We start from the raw sequence: 19,598 nt of genomic DNA, 5'->3' as shown, positions 1-19,598 counted from the left end.
GCCGATGCGCGTGCTGATCATCAACATGGCCGCCGCCACGGACCGAATGGCGTTCATGGCCGCCCAGATGCGGCATTTCGGGTTCGACTGGGAGCGGATCGAGGCGGTCACCCCGGCCACGCTGAGCCCGCCGGCGGCGGATCCGGTCTGGCATCGCTGGCAGCGCCCGTTGCGGGTGACGGAAATGGCGCTTTGCGCGTCCCATATGGCGGCCTGGCGAAGGGTTCTGGCGCTGGATGCACCCTGTCTGGTGCTGGAGGATGACGCGGTTCTGGCCAGTGTCCTGCCCGGATTTCTGCAGGCGGTCGACGGGCTGGACGGTGTGGAGCATATCAGTCTGGAAACCCGCGGACGAAAGAAACTGGTGGCCCGCGTGCCGCATCCGGCGGCCCCGATCCGGCGGCTCTGGCAGGACCGGACCGGATCCGCGGCCTATGTGGTGACACCGGCCGGCGCGCGGAAACTCCTGCGCCACGCCGCCACGGCTGGCGGACCCTCCGACGCGATCATCAGCGCGACTTACGACATGGCCAGCTATCAAGCGGATCCGGCGCAGGCGATCCAGCTGGACCAGTGCGCGGCCTATGATGTGCCGCAAGCGATCCCCACGACCTCTCTCATCGACGCGGTGCGCAAGCCGGCCGCCATGGAGGGGTATTCGACGCTCCGGAGATACGGGTTCCGAGGGCGACGGATCATGGCGCAGATACGGATGGGCCTGCGACAGGTTCCAAGGGTATTCACGGCCAGCCGCCGGCATATTGCTCCGGCAGAGGACTGGCCGGAGATCCGTATCGGAACACCAGGCGACACATTGGATGCGAAGGGTGCGGATTAACCTTGCCCCGCTTCCCGGTCGGGCGTTCCGACCCCATGCGGCGGCTCGGGTTGCGGTGGGCGGATTTCAGTGCGATGCCTGTAGCGCGCCGGTTTCAACCCTTGGTCGACCGTGTTATGAGCGCGCAAAACCAGGGACGGGATATGCAGTTGGCGCCGGAAGACAAGTTGATTTCGCTGCTCAATTCCGTTCCGCTCCCGGCATATTGCGCGGGGGTAAACCTGGTTTCCGCCCTGCGCGGATACAAACATCGGGTCAGGCTGCACGGAACTGGCGGAACGCTGCTTGTCAGCGATGCCGACGCGGCTATCCATATCTGTCGCCGGGGCCGGCATCGTCGCTACCGGCGCGGGGTGCAGGCAGGCATCACTGATCTGGTCAGACAGTATCAGATCGACCGGCTGGACATCCCCGGAGGCGGCACATTCATCGATTGCGGCGCTAATGTCGGAGAAATGGGATTCTGGGCGCGGAGCCGCGGAATGCGTTATGTGGCGTTCGAACCCGAACCTGCCGAGGCGCGATGCTGCGATCTGAACAATTTTGACGGCCGCGCTGACACACATCGTGCCGCGCTCTGGAAAGAGCCCGCGATGCTGACATTCCATAGCAAGCCGGACACGGGCGATGGCTCGATCTTCGAAATGGATGCCAGCACCGGCGCGACGCAGGTTCAGGGCGTGAGACTGGATGATGCCGTTCATATCGATGATGCAGCCGGCCCGAACATCTTCAAGCTTGAGGCCGAAGGAGCCGAGCCGGAAGTCCTTGCCGGCGCCGAAGCAAGCCTGCAGAACATCGACTATGTCGCCGTCGATTGCGGATATGAGCGCGGCCGCGCGCAGCAGCACACCTTCGTCGAGGTCAACAGCTTTCTTGCCGAGCGCGGCTTCCGTCTTGTCGAAGCGCAGTTTCGGCGGGTAACGGCGATCTATCGCAATACGGCCCGTCAGCCATGAAAGGCTTTCCCGATCTTCCGCCGGTCTGGCTGGCGGTGTTTCTTTTCCTCGCATGGTTTCTGGCGCGCGCGTTGCCTCTGGTCACGGCGTTCGGGCCGGTGTTCCGGGGTGCGGGCGGTGTCTTGGCGCTTGCGGGGCTGGCGCTGATCGTGTGGTCGGCGATCTGGTTCGCGCGCAAGAAAACCACGATCGAGCCTCATCACGATCCGCAGGTCCTGATTGTGGAGGGCCCCTACACCTATTCCCGCAACCCGATCTATCTGGGTATGCTGATGATCCTGACAGGATTCGTGCTTTGGCTGGGCGTTCTCAGCCCGGTATTGCTGCCGGTTCTGTTCATGGCTGTCCTGACCCGACGCTTCATCGAGCCCGAAGAGGAGCGCCTGATCGCGGCGTTTGGGCTGGAGGCCCGCCGCTATCTGCAGAAGACGCGGCGCTGGTTGTAACGCCGTCTCGCAAATCCTTGATTGGCAACCGGCGACGCAGACGGCTAGCTATGTCGGGCAACACCAAGACGAAAGGCGACCCATGCGGCTGATACTGTCCTTCCTGATGGCCTGCGCCGGGCTGATGCCTGCGGCAGCCGTACAGGCAGATGAACTTGTGGTGGTCGAACTGTTCACCTCGCAGGGCTGTTCGTCCTGCCCGCCTGCCGATGCGCTTCTGGGCGAACTGGCCCAACGGGAGGACATTCTCGCGCTCAGCCTGCATGTGGATTACTGGGACTACATCGGTTGGGCGGACACCTTCGCGACCCCGGAATACACCGCCCGCCAGCACGGATACGGGCATGCCGCCGGTTCCACCGTGGTCTACACGCCGCAGATGGTCATCGGCGGCGTCGATCATGTGGTGGGATACCGGCCGATGAATGTGGCCGATCTGATCAACCTGCACCGTGCGCAACCGAACCCGGTCGAGATCGTCGTGACCCGGCAGGGGGCGGAGTATGTCGTGCGGGCGGAAACCGGCATGCCCCCGCCGCGCCCGATGATGGTTGTCCAGCTTGTCGGATACTCTCCCCACGAAGAGGTGAATATCAGCCGCGGTGAGAATGCGGGCCAGGTCGCCGAGTATCACAATGTGGTCACCTCCTGGCAGGTGATCGGCGAATGGGACGGGGCGGGCGTTTTCCAGTCGCGCGTCCGGCCGCAGGATGAAACCCCGCTGGCGGTGATCGTGCAGACAAGCGGCTATGGCGCGATACTGGGCGCGGCCCGGCTGGATTAGGCGTCGGTTGTTTTCGGGAAGTAGCGGGCCTGCCGCCCGGGTTTCCATCGGCGGTGAACCCAGAACCATTGCTCCGGCGTCTCGCGCACCCGGGCCGACAGGCTGTCGTTCAGCGCCTGCGTCATGGCGCGCGGGTCGCCATGGGCGACGGGGGCCTCCAGCGTCACGTCGAAATCCAGGCCATTCGCCTGCCGCCGGGCATAGAACGGGATCAGCAGCGCGTCGTATTTCAGCGCCATCTCGGCGGCAGACAGCGATGTCGGCGCGGGTTGTCCAAGATAGTCCAGAAGTTCCCCGGCGGCGAAATACTGGTCGATCAGCAGGACGCCCTGACCGCCCGATCTCAGATGCTTGACGAACCCGCCGACCCCTTTGGGACCACGGGGAAAGACCGGACCGCCGAACCCCTTCATCGTCGCAATGTAGTGCTGGTTGAAGTATCCGTTGTTCATCGGGCGGTAGAGCCCGCCGATGGAATAGCCCCGCACCGTCAGCGCGGCGCGCGCCGCCTCGTAATTGCCGAAATGCCCGGTGATGAGCAGCTCGGGGGACTGCCCCGCCGCGCGCGCGTCGGCCAGGGCCGCCAGACCGGGGCCCGACGGCTCCCAGCTCTTGGCGCGCGACAGAAGGCCCGCGGTCGAATAATTCTCGATCAGGGTGCGGCCGGTATTGTCCAGAACGGCGGTGGCGATCCGCGCCGCGCGGTCGTCGGGCATGTCGGGCCAGATATGGGCCAGGTTGGCCAGCGCGCGCCCGCGCGCGCCGGTTGCCGGGCCGACCACCCGCCGCATCAGCCAGCCCATCATCGGCACCCGCCAGCGATAGGGCAGGGCGCGGGCCAGCCCGATCAGCCCGCGCGCGGCGCGGTCGGTCAGCCAGTCCCGTGGGGTGAAGCTTTGCGCATTGGACACGCCCATATCTCTCGGAATCCTCTCAAGGCGGGCTCAGCGGGCCGATGGCGCGGCCAGAGGCGCGCGCCGGGCCCGGGTTTCGCGGTGCCAGACATAGACGCCGGCTCCGATGATCACAAGCGCACCCAGAATCGTCATGGCGTCGGGTCTTTCCCCGAAGGCGAAAAGCCCCCACAACGTGGCGAAGATCACCCCGGCATAGCCGAACGGCGCCACGGCGCCCGCTTCGGCGACGGTAAGCGATTTGATCAGCAGAAACTGCCCGCCCGCGCCGACGATACCCAACAGTAGGAACAGCCCCAGATCGGCCAGATCGGGCGGTGTCCAGACGAAGGGCACGATGGCGCTGGCCACCACCGTGCCGATCAGCGCGGTATAGAGAAACGAGGTCAGAATGCCCTCGTCGCGGCCCAGAAACCGGGTGCTGAGCGCATAGCTTGCATAGAACACGCCGCCGAGCAGGGGCAGGGTGGCCGCAAGCGTGAACACGTCCGATCCGGGCCGGATGATGATCAGCGCCCCGGTCATCGCCGCCGCGATCCCGAAAATCCGGCGCGGGCCGAGGGCTTCGCGCAGGATCAGGGCGGCTCCCAGGGTCAGAAGGACCGGATGGATGTTCATCACCGCCGTGGCCGAGGCGATTTTCATGAAGCTGAGCGAGGTGAAGAAACAGACCGTCGCCGCGAAGAGGAAGCCCGAGCGGAGCAGTTGAAGCCCCAGATGCCGGGTGCCGATGAGCAGACGCAGCCGCGGGGCGAGGACGGCCATCACCACCAGCGTCTGGCCCGCATAACGGGCCCAGACCACCTGCAACACGTCGAAGCGGCCGGTCAGCAGCTTGGCCAGCGCGTCCATGGCCGAGAACAGGAAGATCGCGGCCAGCATGTAGAGAATGCCTTGCGCCGTCGGCGTGAAGCGGTTCACCCCTTCGACTGTTCCGCCAGGGCTTCGATCTGGGGCCGGACGCCGTCGAGATTGTATCCCGCGGCGCGGGCCGCGGCGAGAATCTCGTCGGTCGGCATCTGGCCCGCTTTGGTCAGGGCCCAGGCGATGCTGCTGCGGTTGCCGCTGGCGCAATAGGCCACCACGGGCCCGTCCGCGCCGGCGATCGCGTCGGCCTGTTCCTCCACATTGTCCATGGTCATCCCGCCGCCGATGATCGGGTTGAAGACGAAGGCGATCCCAGCCGCTTCGGCCGCGGCCTGCATCTGGGCGGCCTGAAGGGCGGGTGGGTTTTCCGCGTCCGGGCGGTTGCAGATCACGGTGCTGACGCCTGCCTGGGCCAGTGCCGGCATGTCGGACGGTTCCAGTTGCGGAGCAACGGAGTAGGTTTCGGTGATCGGTCGCAGGTCCATCTGCAAGGTCATCCTTTCTGTCAGGCCAAACTGGAAAACCGCCGACGCAGCGGCGGTGTCGCCACCATGCCCGCTACCATGGCCAGAAGGAAGAGGGCACCGCCCCATCCGCCCCAGGCAAGCGACGCCATGGCCGGGCCGGGGCAGAGACCCGCAAGGCCCCAGCCCGCGCCGAAAAGCGTGGAGCCGATCACCAGATTTCGGCCGAGTTTCGGCTCCGGCGGCGGCGGAAAGGCCGTGCCAAGCGCCGGCGTCGCGGTGGCCCGGGTCAATCGCCAGGCCACCGCCATCGGCAGGATCGCCCCGCCCAGAACGAAGGCCAGTGTCGGATCCCAGGCGCCGAAGATATCCAGCCAGCCCTGAACCCGGTTGGTGTCGGTCATGCCCGACAGCATCAGGCCCAGACCGAAGAGAGCGCCCGCAAGCGCGGCCACAACACTGCGCATCTCAGATCACCCCCAGGATATGGCGGAACAGCACCATGCTGATACCGCCGGCCAGCAGGTAGAACACGGTCGCCACGATCCCGCGCAGCGACAGCCGGGAGATGCCGCAGACGCCATGGCCGGATGTGCAGCCATTGGCGATCCGCGTGCCGATCCCCACCAGAAGCCCCGCCGCGATGATCACCGCAATGTTGGAGGACAGATTGGTGGGGTTTGCGCCGAAGACCAGCGCCACAAGGGCCGGGGCGCCCACCAACCCACCGATGAAGGCCAGCTTTTCGGTTCGGTCATCGCCCGCGGCCGACCCGTCGACGACCGAGCCCAGGATCCCGCTCGCGCCCATGATCCGGCCGTTGACCAGCAGGTAAAGCGCCCCTGCCGCACCGATGATCAGCCCGCCAAGCAGGCCGTAAAGATACTGGATTTCCATGATGGCACTTTCGGTTCAGAGCGTGTTGAGCGGCAGCTTCAGATACGAGGTTCCGTTGTCTTCCGGCTCGGGCATCTGGCCTGCGCGCATGTTGATCTGCAACGACGGCAGGATCAGGCGCGGCATGCCCAGGGTGGCATCGCGTTCCTCGCGCATCTGGACGAACTCCTCGATCGGGCGGCCTTCGCCGATATGCACGTTCAGCGCCTTTTGCTCGCCCACCGTGGTTTCCCAGGCGTATTGGTCCCGCCCGGGCGCCTTGTAGTCATGGCCGACGAAGACCCGCGTTTCATCGGGCAGGGCCAGAATGCGCTGGATCGAGTTGTAGAGATCCTTGGCCGATCCGCCCGGGAAATCGCAGCGCGCGGTGCCGAAATCGGGCATGAACAGCGTGTCGCCCACAAAGGCCGCATCGCCGATCACATAGGTCATGCAGGCGGGCGTATGCCCGGGTGTATGCATCACATCGCCGCGCATCTGGCCTACATGGAAGCTGTCGCCATCGGCGAAAAGCGCGTCGAACTGGCTGCCGTCCCGCTGGAATTCGGTGCCCTCATTGAAGATCTTGCCGAAGGTGTCCTGCACGATGGTGATGTTCTTGCCGATCCCGATCTTGCCGCCCACCTGCTCCTGCAGATAGGGGGCCGCGCTCAGGTGATCGGCATGAACATGGGTTTCCAGAACCCATTGCACGTCCAGCCCCTCGGCCTTGACGAAGGCCACGATTTCGTCGGCGCTGTCGGTTGTCGTCCGGCCGGACGGCTGGTCGAAATCCAGCACGCTGTCGATGATCGCGGCAGCCTTGCCGCCCGGGTCACGCACCACATAGGACACGGTATTGGTCGCATCGTCAAAAAACGGTGTGATCTCTGGGTGCATCGGTCTCTCCATCATATAAGTTGGCATTGTCAATTATGTTGGGTTTCTTCCGCGAAGGTCAAGGCCGCTCTGCAGATCGGCTTGATCGAGGTCAAAGCTGGCCCCGTCGGGCGGCGCTAGGATCGGGGTCGGGCCAGCGCTGCGAACGGGCGCAGCCCCTTCAATTGGGGGAATTCCATGACCGATCTGGCAAGGCGTAAACAACAGCTCCTCGACCGGTTGGCCGATCTCGAAGAGCGGCTGCACGAAATCGAGGACGAGCTCGACAGCCATCAATCGAAGGATTGGGAGGAGCTGGCGACCGAGCGCGAAGACGACGAGGTTTTGGAGCAGATGGGCGTCAGCGGTCAGGCGGAAATCCGCCAGATAAAGGCCGCGCTGGCACGAATCGAGGCGGGCGAATACGGTTTGTGCACCAAATGCGATGAGGCGATCTCGGAAGAGCGGTTGGATCTTTTGCCTTTCACGCCATTCTGCAGGAAATGCGCGGTGTAGGAAAAGCGGAACGCAATTCGATGCAGGCACGGGGGAGGTGCCTGCAAGGGGGGAAATTCAATGGCACCGAAACGACCCGATACCGAAATGGAGGCTGCTCTTTTCGATTTTCTGACCAGCCGCAATGCCGGCACGGCGGTCCAGAAACGGCTTATCCGTAATTATGTGGACTGGCAGCGGGAGGTTCTGGCGGCGGATGCACAATTGCGAATGGCCGAACTGACGCCGGAGCGGGACACCGATCCGGAAAACGCCCGACAGATCCGTCGCGTGACCTATCGCGCGGCGATCAACTCCTTGCCCATCTGAACGACCGACGGCGAGGGACGGGCCCCAGAGAAAGGAAAACCTGCCATGGCAGAGACATCCAAGGACGACCGCAAAGAGGGCGCACATACGGAATTGCGCAAGCAAAAGAGAGACGGGGAGCGAAAGCCCGATACGACGGTTGCCAAACGCTCCAAGCTGGCGGAGCAGGCGAAAAAGACCCAATCCAACGAAGATGACAGACTGGACGATCTGTTCAACGACATGCCTGTCTGACACCGCCTCTGGCGCGAAAATCTTCCTGCCCTCGGAAGGGCGACCGGATTTCAGGTTGCCTGATGAGTCTTTTTTCGTGCCCAGGCCCGTTGCATTCCTATGCAAAAATGGTTGCCGGATCCGGCTGCGCCTGTCTAGATGATCTGCGACCCTTGGAGGTGCGGGACCATGGCGGAAATCCGGCTCAAGAATGTCTGCAAGCGCTGGGGCAGTTTCATCGGTGTCGACAATTTCGATCTCGTGATCCCGGATCGGGAATTCCTGGTTCTGCTTGGTCCCTCCGGCTGCGGCAAGACCACGACGATGCGGATGATCGCGGGCCTGGAGGACCCGACCGAAGGCGAGATCTGGATCGGCGACCGGGAGGTCACGACGCTTGACCCCAAGGATCGCGACGTGGCCATGGTGTTCCAGTCCTACGGGCTTTATCCGAATATGGATGTCTACCAGAACATCCGCTTCCCGCTGAAAGTGCGCAAGGTGCCCGAGGCGGAGCATGACGCACGGGTGAGGAAAGCCGCCGGGATGGTCGAACTGACCGAGTTCCTGCACCGCAAACCGGCGGCGTTGTCGGGCGGGCAACGCCAGCGCGTGGCGCTTGCCCGGGCCATCGTACGCGAGCCGCAGGTCTTCCTGATGGACGAGCCGTTGTCCAATCTCGACGCGAAGCTGCGGGTATCGACCCGCGCGCAGATCAAGAATCTCAGCCACGAACTGAAGGTCACGACGATCTACGTCACCCATGACCAGATCGAGGCGATGACACTGGCGGACCGGGTGGTGGTGATGAAGGCCGGGGTGGTGCAGCAGGTGGGCACGCCGACGGATATCTATGACCGGCCCGCGAACACCTTCGTGGCGGGTTTCATCGGCAACCCCGCGATGAACCTGATGGAAGGGCAGATCGATGGCAGAACCTTCCGCGGCAGAAATGTCGAAATCGGCGGTCTGAGCGCCGGCGCGGGCAAGGTTTCGCTCGGGTTCCGGGCCGAGGATGCGGCGGTGACCGCCGCGGGGCAGGGGCAGATCAACGCGCCGGTCTACACGATGGAGCTTCTGGGCGATGCGACCATGGTCACGGTACGCGCGGGCAACGCGCTGGTCGCGGTGAAGGCGTCGAAAGACTATCGCGCGGAAATCGGCGATCAGGTCGGCATTTCGGTGCCGTCCGACATTTGCCACCCGTTTCATGCGGAGACCGGCGCGCGCCTGGATTGAGCCCCGCAGGGAGCGACTTCCCCCATGCCTGCGCGGCAGACGCGGGGGAAGCGCTGACGGGGTTATTCGCCCAGGGCGATGCCCTCGCGGCGCGGATCGGCACCGCCCTGCAACCCGGTCTCGCCGATGGCGATCACATGGATGCCGGAGTTCAGGCCGCGGATACTCACCTCGTATCCCAGATCGGTCAGCGGGCCTTCCATCTCGACGGCGCTGGTGCCTTCTTCGAGATCATAGGTGCCGAACCGGTTGACCAGATGGGGCATCGCGGCGGCCTGCTGCACATCCATGCCCCAATCCAGATGGGCGATGATGGTCTGCGCCACATAGCCGATGATGCGGCTGCCCCCGGGGGAGCCCACGGCCAGAACCGGTGCGCCGTCGCGCAGCACGATCGTCGGCGCCATCGAGGAGCGGGGGCGCTTGCCCGGCTCGATCCGGTTGGCGATGGGGCGGCCATCGGCATGGGTCCGGAACGAGAAATCGGTCAGCTCGTTGTTCAGGAGAAACCCGCCCGGCGCCATCAGGCGCGCGCCGAAGCCGTTTTCGATGGTCGTCGTCATCGACAGCACATTGCCGTCGCCATCGACGATCGAGATGTGGCTGGTCGACGGCAGTTCGAGCGACTGGTCATCGGCCCAGAGAAACGCGTGATCCCAGGCGGGCTCTCCCGGGGCCACCTCGGGCAGGGCGTCATCGCCCTCAAGAAGCGTGGCGCGCTCGGCCAGATAGTCCGGGTCCACCAGCCCCTGCGTCGGCATCGGCACGAAGTCGCTATCGGCCATGTAGCGGCCCCGGTCCGCGAAGGCGAGCCGGGAGGCGTCGCCGATGATCCGCCATGCCTCGACGCTGTCTGGGCCGAGCGCGGCCAGATCGAAGGCGCTGGCCATGCCCAGGATCTGCCCCACGGTCAGCGCGCCGGAGGACGGCGGACCCATGCCGCACACCTCATGCGCGCGGTACGTCACGCAGACCGGGGCGCGTTCGACCACCTCGTAAATCTCCAGATCGCGCAAGGACAGAAGACCCGGATTGCCCTCGGCGCTGCGGACGGTGTCGACGATGCCTTCCGCGATCGGACCGGAATAGATGACATCCGCCCCGCCCGCGGCCATCGCGCGAAGCGTCGTGGCATAGGCGGGGTTCCTCAGCAGCGCGCCCTCGGCCAGCGGGGCGCCATCCGGCAGGAAATAGGCCGCCGTCGCCGGGAAGGTGGAGAGCCGCTCCGCATCATTGGCGATGGCCCCGGCCAGCCGTGGGGAGACGGCGAACCCGTCTTCGGCATGGCCGATTGCGGCGTCGAAGAGCCCGCCCCAGTTGGCGCGGCCCCAGCGCCGGTGTGCCTCCTCCATCAGGGCGGGTGTGCCGGGCGTTCCCACCGAGAGGCCGCCCACCACCGCGTCGAAAAAGCCCAGCGGTTCGCCGTTTTCGTCCTGAAACAGGGTGGGTGTCACGGCCAGTGGTGCTGTTTCGCGCCCGTCGAGGGTTGTGATCTCGCCGGTGGCCGCGTCGTACCAGACCAGAAACGCCCCGCCGCCGAGCCCCGAGGATTGCGGCTCCACCAGCCCCAGAACGGCCTGTACGGCAACCATCGCATCAGCGGCGGTGCCCCCGGCGCGCAGCACGTCGGCCCCGGCCTCCACCGCCAGCGGGTTGGCAGCGGCAAGCATCCAGTTTTCGGCCGTTGCAGGCTGGCCCGCATCGCGTGCGGCCATCGCGGCAAGGGCCGCTTCCGAGAGCGCCATGGCCCCCGCTTCGGTCGCGATCTCCGGTGCGACGGCATCGGCCGCCTGCTGGGCAAGCGCGGAGGCCGTAAAGAGGATCAGGCCAAGCGCTGTGGCGGAAGGGAGGAGGCGAGGCATGGGCGGCACCTTTCATTCTGGGGATGATGTGGGGAGAGCCTGCGTCAAACCGCCCCGCAAGGCAATGGCGCGCTGGCGGCGGACCCGCGCGGGCCGGTAGTGACGCGGCTCAAGACCGCGCCAGAGACTGACCGGCAGGCCTTTCCGTGACAGGCTGAAAACAGGGCGCGGCACAGGCCGCCTGCGGGCGATAGCCGGGTCGCTATGCCTGCGGAGCGTGACAGGTCCGCGTTGCCGGCACTATGGCCTGTCAGCTGGCCCGGATCTTCGCGGCGTTGTGAAGGATGCGATGGCGTGCAAAGCCCGGGCCGGACAGTACGCAGCCTAGGTGAGAAAAACGCCGATCACGACCGTCATCAGGCCCAGCGCGGATGCCAGAACCGCACCCATATTGATCGGCACGACCCGCTGCAGGCGCGCGCGCAGTTCGTCATCGGAAAGGTTGGCCCGCTTTGCGGAGATCGCCGCGACGATGCAATAGACGATGGCCACAAGCCCCAGAGCCGCAAGACCGGTTCCAATCCAGATCAACACTTCCATGAGGCGTATTTCCTATTCGCTGCGGGCATTCAGTTTGCGCAATTTCCTGGCACAGGTCCAGCCTCTCTTGCGGGCCCACGGACAGAAGGGTAGAGCTTTTGCCCGATCCTCCAAACGCAAAGGCCCATGACATGATGGACGACAGCGCCCCCCAATCCGACAGCTACCGTGTGACCGCCGACGAGCTGCGGCAGTTCATCGAACGCATCGAGCGGCTGGAGGCGGAGAAAAAGGATATCGCCGATCAGCAGAAGGAGGTCATGGCCGAGGCCAAGGGGCGTGGCTATGACACCAAGATCCTGCGCAAGGTCGTGGCGCTGCGCAAACGCGAGCCCGACGATATCGCCGAGGAAGAGGCGGTTCTGGAAATGTACAAGGAAGCGCTTGGCATGCGCTAGGCAAGGCCTGCTCCGGGGGATGAATGGCGCTTGATCTCTTCGCTCGCGTGGCCCTGTTCCCGCTTCTGGCGGGGCAGGCGATCTGGACCCGGAAAAAGGCGTTGAACCTGCCGGAACCCGACGGTCCGCGCCGCGCGCAGGTGGGGCAGGGGCCGGTATTGCGGATCCTGATCGCGGGGGACAGTTCAGCCGCCGGCGTCGGCGTCGCGACGCAGGATCAGGCGCTGTCCGGGCAACTGGCCGCGGCGCTGTCCCGCGAGTATCAGGTTCACTGGCATCTGATCGCGAAAACGGGCGCGACCACGCAGGATACGCTGGACCGGCTGGCGCGGCAGGACCCGGCCCCGCGCCCCTTCGATATCGCGATCGTGGCGCTTGGCGTGAATGACGTGACAAAGCTCGTGCCGCTTCGCAGATGGCTTGTGCGGCAGGCCGCGTTGGTCGACCTGCTGGAAACACGCTTCGGGGCGCGGCTGATCTATCTCTCCGGTCTGCCGCCGGTGCGGTACTTTCCGCTGTTGCCGCAGCCGCTCAGATGGGTGCTGGGCCGGCGGGCGGAACGTTTCGATGTCCACATCCGGCGCCTCGCCTCGGCGGATATGCGGACCCGCTACATCCCGCTCAGCTTCGAGATGGACGCGGCCCTGATGGCGCCGGACGGGTTTCATCCGGGCCCGGATGTCTACGCGAAATGGGCGGAAATCGTCGCCGGACATATCCGGGCGGACTGGCCTCCCGACCAGACCTGAAGGCGCGCCAGCGGGCTTTGCGGGGCACTCTTCGGTGTCTGACGGCGCGGGGCCGGTCGCGGGCAGGTCGCGTTTACGGGGTGATATAGGTCAGGTTGGGCATGGCCGCGATGTGATCCATATCCGCCTCGTAATGCGCGGTGATCTCCTCGATCAGACCCTCCGTCCAGCCGGGTGCGTCGAGTTCCTCCTCCAAGGCCTCTTCCAGAACGAACTTGTCGAGAAATGCCGCCGCGATCCGCCGCTTCTGCATCTCTGTCTGGGGCGGATGCTGCGCCAGATAGGCCTGCATCCGTTTGAACCCGGCCGGTTCCATGATCTTTTCCAGCAGGTCGTCGACGCCGTCGAGAACCTCCCCCGGGCCAAGCCCCGCCATCTCGCGCAGGATCTCCCCCCAGATCAGCGGCGTATCCTCATTGTTCCAGACCGTGATCGGGCAATCGGGATGTGCGCGGTTCAGCCGTTGCAGCATCTCGGACCAGGCGACGCCCCTGGGCTGCACCCCTTCGGTGAACTCGTCGAAATCGTTGAAGCGCGAGGCGTTGAACATCGCCGGGATCAGCGTGGCGGGATCGCGCATGGCGATGAAGAACTCCACCTGCGCATCGGGAAAGAGATTGCGCAGCTTGGTCGTCTCCCGTTCGATCATCGGCCAGATCTGTGCCCCCTGAACGACCAGCCGGTTGATGCAGATGAAGCGCGGATCCGACAGGACGAGCCGGTCGCACCGGTCGCTCTCCGTGATGGCATCCAGCAGCGCATCCTGAACGTCCTTGGAGGCGGGCGCGCCCTTCAGCGCGCGCGACGCATCGCGGATCACGGCGCGATAGCGCCCGGGCGGCGGTACGACGATTCCGCTCCGGGCCAGTTCGACGCGATTTTTCAATAGCGATTGGATCAGTTGATCTTCATCGGTGCATGGCGCGCCGAGGTGATAGACAACCTGCATTACTGACAAACCCAAACCGCGTTTTTCCGTTGCGGCCAAACCTATACACGCGCCGGACGTGACGCAAACCCCCTTGCTGACAGGCGATGCTGACGGGCCGCGCCGAAGGGCTGTCTACGGGCCGGGCAAGGGGAGGCGCGCGCCAGGCCTATGGAAGGCAGGCCGCGACCTCGGGCTGGCCACGGCCTGCGACAGATCACTCGATCGCGCCGACCTCGCGGTAGTAGCGCGCGGCGCCGGGATGCAGTTCCATCGATCCCAGCTGCTGCACGGCAAAGTCGATATCGATGCCGTCCACCCAAGGGGCATCGCTGCTGATCTGGTCCAGGTTTTCCCAGAAGGCGCGGGTGATCTGATACACGGTCTCCTCGTCCAGATCGCCGCGCACGCCGATGCCGACGGATGTGTTCATGGAGATCACCGGCGTTTCGTTCAGCTGGTTTTCATAGAGGCCCGGCTCCACCATTTCGATCCAGCGGAAGGTGCCGAGAAAATCGGTGACCGCCTCGCCCTCGGCGCTTTCGGGGCCGATGAAGCGGACGGTTTCGGTTTCGGTGAACTGGATGAACTGCTGGCATGGGTCGAGGCAGCCATTCACATACATCTCGATATTGCCATCGAGGAAGGACTGGAACCCGGTCTGCCAGTTGGCGCTGATCGCCTCGTAATCCTCGCCCACCACAAGGCCGGTCGTGGCTTCGATCCAGCGGCTGGCGGCGTTATAGGCACCGCCGCCCTGGGGGCCCAGAAAGACGGTGGCACCCTCGATATCGTCAAGCGTCTGGATGTCGCTGTCGCCGCGGACCGCGAAGTGGTAGTTGCCGTAAGGATACCACATCAGCAGGCGCAGGTTTTCCGCCGCCTGGGGCGCGTCGGCCTCGTTCTGGTACATGGCCCGCCCGCCTTGCAGCAGGGCATAGATCGTGGGCGAGGTCATGGCGAAATCAAGATTGCCGCGCCCGACCTCCAACTGGTGCAACGTGGCGGCCCCGCCCGCCGCAACCTCGATCGTGATCCCGTCAAGATTGTCATTCACGATATTGGCGAACGTGGCCATCGTGATCGCCTGACCAAGGCTGGGGGCGATGGTTGCCATGCGCAGCTTCTGATCCTCGGCCAGTGCCGGCCCGCCGGCCAGCGCCGCCGCCAGAACGGTGGCCTTGATGAAATGGGTCATGTCGTCTTCTCCTGATGATCCGTGGGTCGGATTTGTGAGTTTCTGATGCGGTGGATGGCGACAAGTGCCGCGCCAATGGCCGCGGCGGGCGCCGCGATGGCCGCGTGGGGCACAAGCACCGCAAATCCGGCGGCGGCACGACAGAGCCGTTCGACCGGGGTCAGCCGCGCCGCCTCCTGCCCGGCCAGCGCCGAGGCAAGAAGCCAGAGCGACAGGGTGAAGGCGGCAATGATCCAGGCAAGCGCCGCCCAGGAAATCTCGGCGGCATCCATCATCGCACGGGAATTGGCGGGCTCCCCGCCGAACCATTCGAACAGCACCTGCAACTTGTAGAGCAATGCCGGGTGGTAGACGAAGACGAACGGGATCAGGAACCCCGCGATCCCGATCCGCGCCGCGGCGAACCCGGTCCTGATCGGATCGGCGCCGGCGATGGGTGCGGCGGCAAAGGCGGCCAGCGCGACAGGCGGCGTGACCGTCGACATGACCGCGAAAAAGACCACGAAAAGATGCAGAGACAGGGGTGGGATTCCCACAGCCTCGATCCCCGAACTGAGCGCGATGACGATGATGAAATAGGTGGCGCCCGGCGGCAGGCCCATTCCCAGCACGATGGAGCCGAGCGCCACCACGATCAGCACCACGAAGAGCGGCCCCGATGCCAGTTGCGCCAGCAGAAGCGAAAGACGCCCGGCAAAGCCCGACAGCTGGATCAGCCCCACGATCAGCCCGATCGCGGCGACGATCGTCACGATCGAGGCCGCCATCCGCCCCGCGGCGACAAAGGCGCGCCAGATCTGTCGGCGGGAGCGGAAACCGGGGAACAGCACCAGCGCCGAGATCAGCGCCGCGGCAAAGCCGAAGAACCCGGCCTTCGGCACCGAAGGCTGGATGAAGAGAAAGGTCGACAGGACGGCAAGCGGGATGATGAACACCAGACATTGCCAGCGTTCGCCGGGGTCCAGCCGCGGGCGCGCCTCGGCGGGCAGCGCGCCGATGCCCTGACGCCGCGCCTCAAAATAGACGGTCAGAAAGGTACCGAGATAGTAGAACAGCGCCGGCAGGATCGCGGCGACCACGATATAGCGGTATTCAAGCCCGATCTGGCCGGCCACGAAGAAGGCCACGACCCCCATCACCGGCGGCATGACCTGGCCGCCCGTGGAGGCCGCGGCCTCCACCGCGCCTGCGAAATGAGGCTTGAAGCCCGCCCGTTTGATGACCGGGATGGTCATCGTGCCGGTGGAGACCACGTTGGAGACCGCAGCCCCCGAAAGCGTTCCGAACAGGGCCGAACTGGCCACCGCGGAATGCGCGGCGCCGCCGACAAATCCGCCGGTCAGCCGGTTGGCGATTTTCATCAGCAGATCGCCCGCGCCCGATGCCATGAGAACGGATCCGAAGACGATGAAGATCAGCACACTGCCGGAGACGACCTGCAACGGCTGGCCGAACAGCCCCCCGGTCTGCGCCCAGAAATTCTGAACCATGGCCCTGAGGTTCTGGGCGACTGTCGCCTCGGACCCGGCGAGGATACCCGTCCAGTCGGGCAGCAGGCCCCGGGTGAAGAAATAGATCACCCACAAGATGCAGAAAATCGCGATGAACGCCCCGAAGAGCCGCCAGGTCAGGTACAGCGTGACCGCGATGATCACCGGGAAAACGACGAAATCGATCGGCTCCGCCGAGGGCAGCAGCCCGGCATCGGTGGCATAGATCTTGACGATCCACGCCCCGAAACAGCCCGTCGCCACGATCGCCATCAGCCGGTGCATCCAGCGCCGGCGGCCCGGGTCGCGCATCGCCAGAAGCGAGATCGCGAAGGCGAAGACGATGGGCAGGCCAAGGATCAGGCCGGTGGGTTGCAGAAATGCCCGCTCGAACGCGCGATAGCCGCCGCCCAGCCAGTGCTCGCGCAGCAGAACCCGCTGATCGCGGCGGCTCATATCGGCCCAGCCCTCGGTGGTACTCTCCACGAACCAGCGCACGAAATCCGAGATCGGGCCGCTGGCCGCATAGGTCAGGATCACCAGAACGAAACCCACTGCAAGCAGATCGGCGATCCGGTCGTCGGGCCGGGGCCGCGCGATACCCCCTGCGGTCGGATCAGTCATGAGACCCGGTGTCCGCATCCGGCGGCAGATGGATCTGCCGGGCCGGGCCGCGATAGGTCTCGGTGAGTTCGGGCGGCACTTCCGATCCGTCGAACAGGAAGGGCAGGATACCCCGGCGCAGGCTTTTGCCGCGCATCGCCTCCAGATCCGCATCCGATCGGGTGACGCGCTGCGACATGCGCAGGCCCCAGTCCCTCAGATGGCCGTACATCTGCGCGATCCGGTCCTCGTGGCCCCCGGTCTTCGCCAGATCGTGAAACTCCTCGGGGTCGGTTTGCAGATCGAACAGCATCGGCCGGAATCCGCCCTCGGCATGGATCATCTTCCAGCGTCCGTCGAAGACCATGAACAACCGCGCGTCCTTCGTGGATGTGACCAGATCCGCCGCGAAGGGCCGCACCGCGTAGTCGTATTCGCTGATCACATATTCCCGCCAGTCCGGCGTTTCGCCCCGGAGCCACGGCATCAGCGAGCGGCCCTCGATGATGTGCCGCGGCACCTCGCCGCCCGCCGCCTCGACGAATGTGGCCGCCAGATCGATCGCCTCGACCAGTGCGTCGCATGTCGTGCCGCGCGTGGCATCTGCCCCGGCGCGCGGGTCACTGACGATCAGCGGAATTTTCACCGACGGATCGTGGAACAGGTCCTTTTCGCCCATCCAGTGGTCGCCCAGATAATCACCGTGATCCGAGGTCAGCACGATCATCGTGTCCGCCATCCGGCCGGTGGCCTCCAGATGGTCCAGCAGAACGCCGAGCTGATCATCGCATTGCTTGATCAGACCCATATAGGCGGGGATCACTTTCGCGCGGACATCGTCGCGCTGGAAGGCGGTGGAGATCTTGCCCTCCAGGAATGCCTTGAAAACCGGGTGCGTGTCGTCCAACTCGCAGTCGTGCCGTGTCGGGGCGGGTACCTGATTGGGGCCGAACATGTCGTGGTAGGGGGCCGGCACGATGTAGGGCCAATGCGGCTTGATATAGCTGACATGTGCGCACCATGGCCCGCTGGCCTGATCGATGAAGCCGATCGCCTGCCGCGTCAGCCACGGCGTCTCGCTGTCCTGTTCGCGGATATTGGCCGGCTTGTCGGCGTTCCGGAACATCCAGCCCGATGCGATCTCGCCATTCTCGACCCCGGCATTCGCATAGTCGGCCCATGGGTTTTCGCCCGCATAGCCCTTGGATTTCAGATATTCGTTATAGGGGGAGCGGTTTTCGTCATAGAACCCGTCGGGCCCCTGTCCCCAAAGCCCGTCGTCACGGGTCCAGGCGTCGAACCCGCATTCCGACTGGCGCGCGCCGATCATGCTGTCCGGGTCCAGCCCCAGCCGTGCCATCCCCTCCTTGTCTGCGCGCATATGGGTCTTGCCGATCAGCCAGCACTCCATGCCAAGTTTGCGCAGATGGTCGCCCATCGTCATCTCGCCGATGCGGAGAGGGTAGCCGTTCCACTGCGCCCCGTGGGACGAGGCATAGCGCCCGGTGTAGAAACTCATCCGGGAGGAGCCGCAAATGGGCGACTGGCAATAGGCATTGGTGAACCGGACGCCGCGCGCCGCGACACGATCGAAATTCGGCGTGTGCAGATGCGGATGGCCCGCGCAGCTCAGATAGTCGAAACGCAACTGGTCGTACATGATGAACAGAATGTTCACATGCAGGTCCTCCCCCTCACTGCTCTCCCCCCGGGGCGGTGTCCCACCCCTGTCGCAGGAAGCCTAGTGCATCCGGCGCGGGCAGGGCAGGTGCAAAAAAGCTACTGCGATATCTTTTTGGAATACCCCGCCTTGCGGCTGGCGAACTCAGTGTGCGGTGCGGCGGATGAGAGTTTCGGATTCATCCCCTCTCGGGGTTTGACGGGCAAACCCCTGCCGGGCAACGGGCGAGCGCTATGACAGCGATGCCGGGCTGCAATATCTCAACGCGCGGTACTACGACCCGGAATTGGGGATGTTCGGCCAGAGATGCCGTAACTCTACACAGACAAACCGGCTGGACATACTGTGCGTCAGGTACATACGCCCGCGTCCTCGGACCGGCTTTCTCAGGTGTTCCGACCGCCTCATTCTGCCCCTAGGAACCATATTACTCCACCTTGCGGTGCCACGAACACTGTTCCGATCGCGCTTTCTGCGTCAGGCTGAAATCGAACCAGAACTGGAAATGCCTCTCCCGTCGGCACCGATACCATTCAGCCGGGAAGGATCGTATCAACGCGTCTAGGTCCTGACCGTCGCTGTGCAGGGCTGCTTGCAAGACCACCAATGGTGCGACGTCCGGGGCAATCCCGGATCGGCCCGAATAGACGATTGCGATGTCGCGAAGATTGGCTCCCGGCACAGGCTCCAGCCCAGTCACCCGAAACAGGTCTTCCACACGATGCAGACGCCGACCCTCTCCCAGCCAGGCCCGATATGGGCCACGGAGTCTCCAGAACCATTCTGTTTGAGGCGGTGGCCCTCGCCAAGCTCATGTTCGCAGATCTCGCCCCGGTAGTGGCGCG

The 19,598-nt window shown here is 64.9% G+C and carries 22 protein-coding genes; 10 read left to right on the top strand and 12 right to left on the bottom strand.

All coding sequences use genetic code 11. From position 1 onward, the window contains the following. Positions 1-4 precede the first annotated feature (4 nt). The 4 genes from ACQ651_RS08700 to ACQ651_RS08685 all read left to right on the top strand — a co-directional run bounded on the left by ACQ651_RS08700 (position 5) and on the right by ACQ651_RS08685 (position 3,027). Positions 5-838, top strand: coding sequence for a glycosyltransferase family 25 protein (locus ACQ651_RS08700; RefSeq protein WP_430449049.1), 834 nt, complete (start codon positions 5-7; stop codon positions 836-838). Positions 839-912: 74 nt separating this feature from the next. After that, a complete protein-coding gene (locus ACQ651_RS08695; RefSeq protein ID WP_430449048.1) occupies positions 913-1,797 on the top strand; it encodes an FkbM family methyltransferase in 885 nt (294 codons plus the stop codon). Continuing rightward, positions 1,794-2,243: a methyltransferase family protein gene (locus ACQ651_RS08690; RefSeq protein ID WP_375552057.1), complete on the top strand. Its 450-nt coding sequence runs from the start codon at positions 1,794-1,796 to the stop codon at positions 2,241-2,243. The genes ACQ651_RS08695 and ACQ651_RS08690 overlap by 4 nt, the downstream gene beginning before the upstream one ends. A gap of 82 nt (positions 2,244-2,325) precedes the next feature. Further along, positions 2,326-3,027 carry a DUF1223 domain-containing protein gene (locus tag ACQ651_RS08685; RefSeq protein WP_375552058.1) on the top strand — a complete coding sequence of 234 codons (702 nt, stop codon included), beginning with the start codon at positions 2,326-2,328 and terminating at the stop codon, positions 3,025-3,027. On the opposite strand, the gene ACQ651_RS08680 is transcribed toward ACQ651_RS08685, so the two are convergent. From ACQ651_RS08680 to ACQ651_RS08655, 6 genes are read right to left on the bottom strand one after another with little or no spacing between them, the layout of a single operon-like run. After that, a complete protein-coding gene (locus ACQ651_RS08680) occupies positions 3,024-3,938 on the bottom strand; it encodes a lysophospholipid acyltransferase family protein (protein WP_430449047.1) in 915 nt (304 codons plus the stop codon). The two genes, ACQ651_RS08685 and ACQ651_RS08680, sit on opposite strands and share 4 nt — an antisense overlap. A 33-nt stretch (positions 3,939-3,971) precedes the next feature. After that, on the bottom strand, positions 3,972-4,862 hold the full coding sequence (locus ACQ651_RS08675; RefSeq protein ID WP_430449046.1) for a DMT family transporter: 891 nt from the start codon (positions 4,860-4,862) through the stop codon (positions 3,972-3,974). Continuing rightward, positions 4,859-5,293: a TIGR01244 family sulfur transferase gene (locus ACQ651_RS08670; protein WP_227287186.1), complete on the bottom strand. Its 435-nt coding sequence runs from the start codon at positions 5,291-5,293 to the stop codon at positions 4,859-4,861. The genes ACQ651_RS08675 and ACQ651_RS08670 overlap by 4 nt, the downstream gene beginning before the upstream one ends. Before the next feature lie 20 nt (positions 5,294-5,313). Further along, a complete protein-coding gene (locus ACQ651_RS08665; RefSeq protein WP_121897201.1) occupies positions 5,314-5,739 on the bottom strand; it encodes a DUF6691 family protein in 426 nt (141 codons plus the stop codon). Between the two features lies 1 nt (position 5,740). Then, positions 5,741-6,169 (bottom strand): YeeE/YedE family protein, encoded by a 429-nt coding sequence (locus ACQ651_RS08660; protein ID WP_227287185.1) that lies wholly within the window; start codon positions 6,167-6,169, stop codon positions 5,741-5,743. Between the two features lie 15 nt (positions 6,170-6,184). Then, positions 6,185-7,048: an MBL fold metallo-hydrolase gene (locus tag ACQ651_RS08655; protein ID WP_227287184.1), complete on the bottom strand. Its 864-nt coding sequence runs from the start codon at positions 7,046-7,048 to the stop codon at positions 6,185-6,187. A 177-nt stretch (positions 7,049-7,225) separates the two neighbouring features. Between ACQ651_RS08655 and ACQ651_RS08650 the strand changes: the two genes are divergently transcribed. The 4 genes from ACQ651_RS08650 to ACQ651_RS08635 all read left to right on the top strand — a co-directional run bounded on the left by ACQ651_RS08650 (position 7,226) and on the right by ACQ651_RS08635 (position 9,304). Then, the gene (locus tag ACQ651_RS08650; protein WP_227287183.1) at positions 7,226-7,543 is read left to right on the top strand and encodes a TraR/DksA family transcriptional regulator; all 318 of its coding nucleotides are present in this window, start codon (positions 7,226-7,228) and stop codon (positions 7,541-7,543) included. A gap of 60 nt (positions 7,544-7,603) precedes the next feature. Next, positions 7,604-7,852, top strand: coding sequence for a hypothetical protein (locus ACQ651_RS08645; protein WP_430449045.1), 249 nt, complete (start codon positions 7,604-7,606; stop codon positions 7,850-7,852). A 45-nt stretch (positions 7,853-7,897) separates the two neighbouring features. Next, positions 7,898-8,086 (top strand): hypothetical protein, encoded by a 189-nt coding sequence (locus ACQ651_RS08640; protein ID WP_375552063.1) that lies wholly within the window; start codon positions 7,898-7,900, stop codon positions 8,084-8,086. Positions 8,087-8,254: 168 nt separating this feature from the next. Then, a complete protein-coding gene (locus tag ACQ651_RS08635) occupies positions 8,255-9,304 on the top strand; it encodes an ABC transporter ATP-binding protein (RefSeq protein ID WP_430449044.1) in 1,050 nt (349 codons plus the stop codon). 62 nt (positions 9,305-9,366) lie between these two features. On the opposite strand, the gene ggt is transcribed toward ACQ651_RS08635, so the two are convergent. Continuing rightward, complete coding sequence (gene ggt, locus ACQ651_RS08630) at positions 9,367-11,166, bottom strand: gamma-glutamyltransferase (protein WP_430449043.1); 1,800 nt, start codon at positions 11,164-11,166, stop codon at positions 9,367-9,369. A gap of 324 nt (positions 11,167-11,490) precedes the next feature. Then, a complete protein-coding gene (locus ACQ651_RS08625) occupies positions 11,491-11,706 on the bottom strand; it encodes a hypothetical protein (protein WP_121897209.1) in 216 nt (71 codons plus the stop codon). Positions 11,707-11,840: 134 nt separating this feature from the next. Here ACQ651_RS08625 and ACQ651_RS08620 point away from each other — a divergent pair, with 134 nt between their 5' ends. Both ACQ651_RS08620 and ACQ651_RS08615 read left to right on the top strand, forming a co-directional pair. Then, positions 11,841-12,104 carry a DUF2312 domain-containing protein gene (locus ACQ651_RS08620; RefSeq protein ID WP_121897307.1) on the top strand — a complete coding sequence of 88 codons (264 nt, stop codon included), beginning with the start codon at positions 11,841-11,843 and terminating at the stop codon, positions 12,102-12,104. Positions 12,105-12,127: 23 nt separating this feature from the next. Beyond that, positions 12,128-12,853 carry an SGNH/GDSL hydrolase family protein gene (locus ACQ651_RS08615; protein WP_430449042.1) on the top strand — a complete coding sequence of 242 codons (726 nt, stop codon included), beginning with the start codon at positions 12,128-12,130 and terminating at the stop codon, positions 12,851-12,853. Between the two features lie 73 nt (positions 12,854-12,926). Here ACQ651_RS08615 and ACQ651_RS08610 read toward each other — a convergent pair whose 3' ends face one another. The 4 genes from ACQ651_RS08610 to ACQ651_RS08595 form a co-directional block, all read right to left on the bottom strand. Then, on the bottom strand, positions 12,927-13,802 hold the full coding sequence (locus ACQ651_RS08610) for a hypothetical protein (protein ID WP_430449041.1): 876 nt from the start codon (positions 13,800-13,802) through the stop codon (positions 12,927-12,929). A 196-nt stretch (positions 13,803-13,998) separates the two neighbouring features. Next, positions 13,999-14,979, bottom strand: coding sequence for a TAXI family TRAP transporter solute-binding subunit (locus tag ACQ651_RS08605; protein ID WP_430449040.1), 981 nt, complete (start codon positions 14,977-14,979; stop codon positions 13,999-14,001). Beyond that, the gene (locus tag ACQ651_RS08600) at positions 14,976-17,093 is read right to left on the bottom strand and encodes a TRAP transporter permease (protein ID WP_430449039.1); all 2,118 of its coding nucleotides are present in this window, start codon (positions 17,091-17,093) and stop codon (positions 14,976-14,978) included. Before ACQ651_RS08600 ends, ACQ651_RS08605 begins: the two co-directional genes overlap by 4 nt. After that, positions 17,086-18,750, bottom strand: coding sequence for a sulfatase-like hydrolase/transferase (locus ACQ651_RS08595; RefSeq protein WP_430449038.1), 1,665 nt, complete (start codon positions 18,748-18,750; stop codon positions 17,086-17,088). Before ACQ651_RS08595 ends, ACQ651_RS08600 begins: the two co-directional genes overlap by 8 nt. Between the last annotated feature and the right edge of the window lie 848 nt (positions 18,751-19,598).

The organism is Rhodophyticola sp. (assembly GCF_965284195.1).
GTDB lineage: Bacteria > Pseudomonadota > Alphaproteobacteria > Rhodobacterales > Rhodobacteraceae > Rhodophyticola.
This window is presented reverse-complemented; position numbering and strand designations above follow the sequence as displayed.